This is a genomic window from Aquiflexum sp. (genome assembly GCF_041749095.1).
In the GTDB taxonomy this organism is placed as follows: Bacteria; Bacteroidota; Bacteroidia; order Cytophagales; family Cyclobacteriaceae; genus Aquiflexum.
In genome coordinates, this window is sequence record NZ_JBGTCA010000405.1 from 1 (window position 1) to 7,670 (window position 7,670).

Below are 7,670 nucleotides of genomic sequence, written 5' to 3' on the forward strand. Positions count from 1 at the left end.
TTATATAAATATGACGGTTATGATTTTACAAAATACCAGTTTGATCCTGCTGATCCTAACTCTATTTCTCAAAATTTTATATATACCATTTTTGAGGATAAATATGGAACCCTCTGGGTTTCATCTTTTGAAGGATTGTGCAAGTTCGATAGAACTACTGAAAAATTTACCCGCTACAAACCTTCACCAGATGCCAAATTTTCTAATCCAAATATTTGGTCTATTAATGAAGATGCAAATGGAATGATGTGGGTGGGAAGCACTTCGGGGGAACTGTGTCGCTTTAACAGGGAAACAGGAAAATTTTTGGACGAAAGTTTCGATTTGGGTTTCCGCCGACAGTTAGATGAGTCCCCCGTATTGATAGACATGATAAACTGCATTTATAAGGATAGAGTAGAAATATTATGGGTAGGAAATACTACCGGCCTACACCGGATAAATTTGACTGCCGCAAAAGAAGGGCAACCTTCCACTGTTAATATTACCAGTTATCGCAACGATCCGAATGATTCAAATAGTTTAAGTAGCAATTTCATAACATCAATTTTTGAAGATCGGGAAGGACTTCTATGGCTTGCCACAGATAATGGCTTGAACAGTTTTGATAGAAGAACAGGTACATTTAGGCGGTACCTGAATGATCCAAAAAATATTCATTCCATCAGCAGTAAAAATTTGACAAATTGGGTTGGCAACCTCTTTACAGATGATTCGGAGAATAACCTATGGATAGCTACCGATAAGGGATTAATTAAATTTAATAAGGACCGAACTCTTTTTACAACTTATAAACACAATAATAATGATCCTTATAGTTTAAGCAATGATAATATTATTTCTCTCCATGTTGACCATGCAGGAATTTTATGGGCAGGTTCCTTCTTTGGAAAGCTCAATAAGGCCAACTTAATTAATAAAGCTTTTGGTCTTAGGCAAAATGATCCAAACAATATTAATTCCTTAAGTGACAATCAGGTAACATCAATAGTGGAAGATTCTTCAGGAATAGTCTGGATAGGTACTTTTGGCGGAGGGTTAAATCGTTGGGATCAAAAGACAAATCAATTCACTCATTTTAGAAACGATCCTTCCGACCCAACAACGTTGAACAATAATGACATTGCTGTGATGATAGAAGACAGGCAGGGACAACTTTGGATAGGCAATGGAGATGCTTTGTCGAAATTAAACAAGGAAACAGGTGAGTTCACACATTATTTTACAAATTCGCAAGGATTGAAAGATGATGACCAAAAGATGATTTTTTCCATTACTGAAGACCGGGATGGGTTACTTTGGTTGGGAACAGGTAACGGGCTAAAAAATTTTGACAAAAAAACCGGTGCATTTGAACATTATTATCACAATCCAAAAGATCCTACCGGTATCAGTGATTATACAGCTATTTCTGTTTTAGCCGATTCAAGGGATAATATATGGGTAGGTTATGGCAGTATGGCAACCGATAGATTAAACAAACGAACCGGAAGTATTATTCACTATAAACATGATGCCCTTGATACAACCAGCATCAGCTCAAATATAATAACTAGTTTTCACGAAGACAAAAAAGGAAATCTATGGTTGGGAACCTTGGCAGGTGGATTAAGTTATTTTAATTACGAAACTGGAAAATTTACAACCTTCACAGAGAAACATGGATTGGCGGGTAATACCGTATTTTCGATTTTAGAAGATAACAATGGCCATCTTTGGCTGGGTACACATAATGGACTATCAGACTTTGATCCAGTTAAAAAAACATTTAGGAACTACGATTATAAAGATGGTTTACAGGGAAATATTTTTGCAGCTGGTAATAGGGGACGTGGTGCAAAGTTTAAGGGCAGGGATGGCACTTTATATTTTGGTGGCGATAATGGATTTAATTATTTTAATCCCCTTGAAATAAATGCAAGCAGTAAGGTTCCACCTATAGTTATTACCCAATTTAAATTATTTGATAAATTGATCAAAGGTATCAATGATTCAAAAGAAATTGTATTGAATTATAACCAGAATTTTTTTTCCTTCCAGTTTGCAGCCCTTGATTTTACTAATCCTGAAAAAAACCAATATGCTTATCAATTGGAGGGGGTTGATAAAGAATGGGTCTATTCAGGTTCCAGACGATTGGCGTCTTATACAAATGTAGGCCCTGGAGATTACGTCTTCCGAGTGAAAGGCTCGAACAACGATGGCGTATGGAATAATACAGGCTCCTCCATTCGGATTCTAATCCATCCTCCTTTTTGGCTCACATGGTGGGCCTATGGAATATATTTTCTGATCTTCCTGGCCGGAGTATTTGCTATAGACCGTTACCAAAGAAAGCGGCTTATCCAAAGGGAAAGGGAAAAAGCCAGAGAAAGAGAACTAGCCCAAGCCCATGAGATTGAGAAAGCCTATTATACTTTAAAGCAGACCCAAGCCCAACTGATCCAATCCGAAAAGATGGCATCACTTGGCCAGCTCACCGCAGGTATTGCCCACGAGATTCAGAATCCGTTAAATTTTGTGAATAACTTCTCAGAAGTGAGCAGCGAGTTGATTTTGGAGATCCAAGAATCTAGAAACAAGAACCAAGACCAAATAGACATCAAACTTGAAAATGAGATTTTGGCTGATATTAAGCAAAATCTTGAGAAGATTACCCACCACGGCAAGCGGGCAGATTCAATTGTAAAAGGTATGCTCGAGCATAGCCGGGTAAGTTCAGGAGAGAAAGTGCCGACGGACATCAATGCTTTGGCAGATGAATATTTGAGATTGTCTTATCATGGGATGCGGGCAAAAGACAAGTCTTTTAATGCAGATTTCGTGACAGGATTCGATTCGAAAATTCCAAAAGTAAATGTTGTTCCACAGGAAATCGGACGGGTTTTGTTGAACATTATCAATAATGCTTTTCAGGCTTGCACTACCCCTCAGCCCACCCCCAATCTTGGAACAGGCCTTCAAGGGGGAGAGGCATATAAACCAACCGTAAAGGTTTCGACTACATATTCTCCCCTTAAGGATGGTCAGGGGGGTAAAGTAGTAATATCAATCTCCGACAACGGTCCCGGCATCCCCGATGCCATCAAGGACAAAATCTTCCAGCCTTTCTTTACAACCAAGCCAACCGGGAAGGGGACTGGATTGGGTCTGAGTCTGGCTTATGATATTGTAAAGGCGCATGGAGGGGAAATCAAGGTGGAAACTAAAGAAGGAGAAGGGACAGAGTTTATTGTCCAATTGCCACTTAACTAAGTAGCCTACTCATGAAGAAATACATTATCATACTTGCTTTATTGTATTGGACAGTTCCTGGCTTTGCACAACAAGTTCTTTATATAGACAGTTTAAAAAAGTTAATCAGTATAGATAACAAAGAAGACACAGCACAGGTTAATCGCCTGTTGCATTTATCACATTTTTATGTTTATAACAAGCCTGACTCGGGTATGTATTATGCCAATAGTGCGCTACGGCTTTCCCAAAAGTTGGGTTACACGCAAGGCGAAGCGGGGGCATATATGGATTTAGGTGGTGGTTATATGGTGCTCGGTGATTACGCTCAAGCCATGCAAAACATGTTGCATGCTTTGAGTTTATACCGGGAAATGAACAGGCCGGCCGATGTTGGTTTCATGGAAAGTTACATTGGTGATATTTATAAGGAAATAGGTGATTACAAGCAAGCTTTGAATTACTATTTTGGTGCAAGAAAAATGATTGAAATTTACATGGCTCCCCGTGGATCAATGTATTCTGACGTTTGCATAGGAGAAGCTTATTTGATCGGAAATAAATTAGATTCCGCCCTTTTCTTTGCAAGAAGGGGATATGCAAAGGACCGGGAATTGGCGAGTGATTGGACCTACCCTGCTTTAGTATTGGGCAATGTATATCTAAAAAGAAATCAGTTGGATTCAGCTCTTTATTGTTATCAGTCAACTTTTAAAGATGCGGCACAAAGCGATCAGGTTCAAATAAATATTGGTATAGCTACCGTTTTCCGTAAACAAAACAAGCCGGACTCGTGCCGCTACTATGCAAAAATGGCTTTCGACACCGCCCAAGCCATTCAATATCAAAAGGGAGCTATGCGGGCCAGCGAATTACTTTCATGGGTATATGAAAAAAATTCTCCTGTTGAAGCTATAAATTATTATAAGATTGGTACAGCTATAAAAGACAGCCTTTATAACCAGGAAAAGATAGGCCGTGCAAACTTCCTTGTATTTAACAAGAAGATGAAAGAACAAGAGCTGCAATCCGCCCGGGAAGAACATCAAAACCGGCTGAAGGTATATGGACTTTTGGTCGTTGTCGGATTTTTCCTCATAATAGCAATCTTTTTGTGGCGCAGCAACCGGCACCGGCAAATGGCATATACTTTATTGCAAAACCAAAAGCAGGAAACCGATCATCAAAGAGCAACGGCAGAGCAGGCATTAGAACAACTAAAAGCTACACAATCCCAGCTTATCCAATCAGAAAAAATGGCCTCATTAGGTCAACTCACCGCAGGCATTGCCCATGAGATCCAGAATCCTCTGAATTTTGTGAATAACTTTTCTGAGGTCAGTGGTGAGTTGATAGTTGAGGCTGAAGAAGAAAGAGCCAAGAGCCGAGATGCGAGAGACGAGACTTTGGTTAGTGAAATATTAAGGGATATTAAAGAGAATCTGGGGAAAATCAACCACCACGGCAAACGGGCGGATGCCATTGTCAAAGGGATGCTCGAACACAGCAAAACCGGTTCAGGAGTAAAAGAACTGACCAATGTCAATACGCTGGCTGGAGAATATTTGAATATCGCCTACCAAAGCTTCAAGTCCAAGAACAAGGATATTGAAATAGAACTGATAACAGATTTCGATTCTTCCCTTCCCAAAATAGAACTGGTACGATCTGATATAGGAAAGGTATTATTGAATATTTTGAATAATGCTTTTTATGCATGTACAGAGAGAGACCTGCCCAGCCCCGATAGCCCTCGGGGTGAAAACCTGACAAGTCTTCGTCCTTTGGTTACCGTTTCCACCAAAAACCTTGGCGATAAAATCCAAATATCCATAAAAGACAACGGCCCCGGCATCCCCGACTCCATCAAAGACAAAATCTTCCAGCCTTTCTTCACCACCAAGCCTACGGGGCAGGGGACGGGATTGGGGTTGAGCTTGGCATATGATATTGTAAAGGCACATGGGGGGGAGATCAGGGTGGAAAGTTCAATCGATCAAGGAACTTTATTTAGCATTCACTTACCTCACTTACAGGGAAATTAGATATGAAAAACACCCCTCCAATTGTGCTTCTTTTCTTGCTGTTTATTAGCTGCACGGATAATAGCGAGGTTGAGAATGTAAAGCAGACACAGCTGTATGCTGCGCCTGACGGTGTCCCACTAAATACCAACTCGGACTATTCTCACATCAATATAGATAGTCTGAAAAATGTTTTGACAACCGCAAAAGAAGATAGTAATAAAGTAAAAGCATTAAACAGTTTAAGTCTTGCATTAGCTTGGTCCATACCCGATTCGGGAATTGTATATGCTGGGGAAAGCATTTCCTTGGCAAGGAAAATAAATTACGAACCTGGAGAATCTTTTGCCTATACGTTAATGGGTTTTTGCCTTACCACTATTGGTAATTATCCATTGGCACTGGATTATTTTTATAAGTCTTTGGAATACCAAGAAAATATAAACTCCAGACAGGGACAAATGTATACTTATAGTGGACTTTCCGGAGCCTATCGGGATATGGGGGAATATCAGAAAAGTCTTGATTATATTAGGAAAAGCCTGTCCCTTGAAAATCCGGATGTTTTGAATTCTAGTTTGTTGGGAACGCTTTCATCAGTATATGCCAAAATGAATCAATCCGATTCTGCCATCTTCTATGCTTCGATAGCTTTAAAATCTCAACCAAACTGGAGTGGGGTTTTATTTGTTTTGGGTGATTCGTATTATAAACTAAACCGATTCGACACCGCAAATTATTTTTTTGATCGCGGAATACTTGGTGCCAAATTCTACCGAACTGAAATCGATCTGGTTGACCTATACCATGGAAAATCACTGGTATTCAAATCAAAAAACCAGATGGATTCGGCAATCATTTATGCCCGGAAAGCCATGCTGGAACCTTTTGGCAAATATTACCCAAGGGGAGTACTTGATGCGATCACTACCTTATCCAATCTTTATGAGATCAAAAATCAGCCGGATAGCACACTTAAATATTTAAGGGCTTCTATTGCACTAAGAGACAGTCTATTCAATCGCGAAAAAACGATGGCCATCCAAAATCTTGACTTTAAGCAAAAAGAAAAACAAAAAGAAATTGAGGCCTTAAAATTGGAAAACCGCAACCGAATTCGGCTGAATGCCCTGCTCGGAAGCCTTTTCACCTTAATGGTAATAGCATTTCTATTGTTAAAAAATAATCGTAACCGTAAAAAAGCAAATGAGTTATTGCAAAAACAAAAAACGGAAATTGAAGAACAAAAAGAGAATGTAGAACAAACACTTACAGAACTCAAATCCACCCAAGCCCAACTCATCCAATCAGAGAAAATGGCCTCCCTTGGCCAGCTTACCGCAGGTATCGCTCATGAGATTCAGAATCCTCTGAATTTTGTGAATAATTTTAGTGAGGTAAGTGCAGAGTTGGTTGATGAGATTCAAGACATAAGACGCAAGACACATGATGGAAAAACAGAGAGTGAAGAGGATGAGATTCTAGAAGATATCAAGCAGAACTTAAGCAAGATCAATCACCATGGCAAAAGGGCTGATGCAATTGTGAAAGGCATGTTGGAACATAGCAAGTCAGAGTCAGGAGTAATGGAATTAACCAATCTGAATTCATTGGCCAAAGAATACCTTAACCTAGCCTATCAGGGTTTCAAGTTGAAAACCAAAGATACTGAGATAGAACTGAACACTGATTTTGACCCCTCTCTTCCCAAGATTAAAATCGTACGCTAAGAAATAGGAAAAGTATTGGTAAATATCCTGAATAATGCATTTTATGCATTGGGTGAAAAATCAAAAGACGGTATTGATGAATTTAAACCACAGCTAGATTTCAAGACCCAAAAAACAGAAAAAGGAATTGAGATTTCTGTGAAAGACAACGGCCCCGGAATCCCCGACTCCATCAAAGATAAAATATTCCAGCCTTTCTTTACTACAAAGCCGACGGGTCAAGGAACGGGACTCGGTCTGAGTTTGAGCTATGATATTGTGAAGGCACATGGGGGGGAGCTGAAAGTAGAATCAAAATTGGGTGAAGGCAGCAACTTCATTATGATAATTCCATTTTAGGCAGCTTGAATTATGGAGTTGAACTCTTTATACTTCTGCAAATATTCTTCATTGGGGAGAGATAAGGAGATAATTACATTTTAATTTAATATTTTAGATGAAAACTTAATTTCACTTGCCCCATGAAAAAAAAACTAGTCCCTGATTTTATCACCCGTCATATATCATTTTTCATTTTTTTATTCTTTTTTTTCAATAGCCAGACCTTATTCGGACAGATAAATTCCAGTAAAGGACTCCCATCAATTACTACCTACCTCCCTAGGGAATACAAAGGCCATAACCAAATATGGACCATTATTCAGGATGAAAGGGGGTTTATGTATTTCGGTACCAGTGCAGG

General features: G+C 39.3%; 5 protein-coding genes. All 5 read left to right on the forward strand.

What is annotated here, in order from left to right; translation table 11 throughout:
* Window positions 1–3,255, forward strand: a 3,255-nt coding sequence (locus tag ACEW8O_RS18395; protein ID WP_373496090.1) for a two-component regulator propeller domain-containing protein, incomplete at its 5' end; no start/stop codon positions are given.
* A gap of 11 nt (window positions 3,256–3,266) precedes the next feature.
* A complete protein-coding gene (locus ACEW8O_RS18400) occupies window positions 3,267–5,279 on the forward strand; it encodes an ATP-binding protein (RefSeq protein WP_373496091.1) in 2,013 nt (670 codons plus the stop codon).
* A gap of 2 nt (window positions 5,280–5,281) precedes the next feature.
* Entirely contained in the window at window positions 5,282–6,988 is a 1,707-nt protein-coding gene (locus tag ACEW8O_RS18405) for a tetratricopeptide repeat protein (RefSeq protein WP_373496092.1), read from the forward strand.
* 15 nt (window positions 6,989–7,003) lie between these two features.
* The gene (locus tag ACEW8O_RS18410; RefSeq protein WP_373496093.1) at window positions 7,004–7,327 is read left to right on the forward strand and encodes a sensor histidine kinase; all 324 of its coding nucleotides are present in this window, start codon (window positions 7,004–7,006) and stop codon (window positions 7,325–7,327) included.
* 122 nt (window positions 7,328–7,449) lie between these two features.
* The coding region (locus ACEW8O_RS18415; protein ID WP_373496094.1) for a hypothetical protein at window positions 7,450–7,670 on the forward strand (221 nt) is incomplete at its 3' end.

Coding starts and splice junctions, on each gene's coding strand:
- ACEW8O_RS18400 (WP_373496091.1), top strand. CDS start 3,267: ATGAAGAAATACATTATCATACTTGCTTTATTGTATTGGACAGTTCCT.
- ACEW8O_RS18405 (WP_373496092.1), top strand. CDS start 5,282: ATGAAAAACACCCCTCCAATTGTGCTTCTTTTCTTGCTGTTTATTAGC.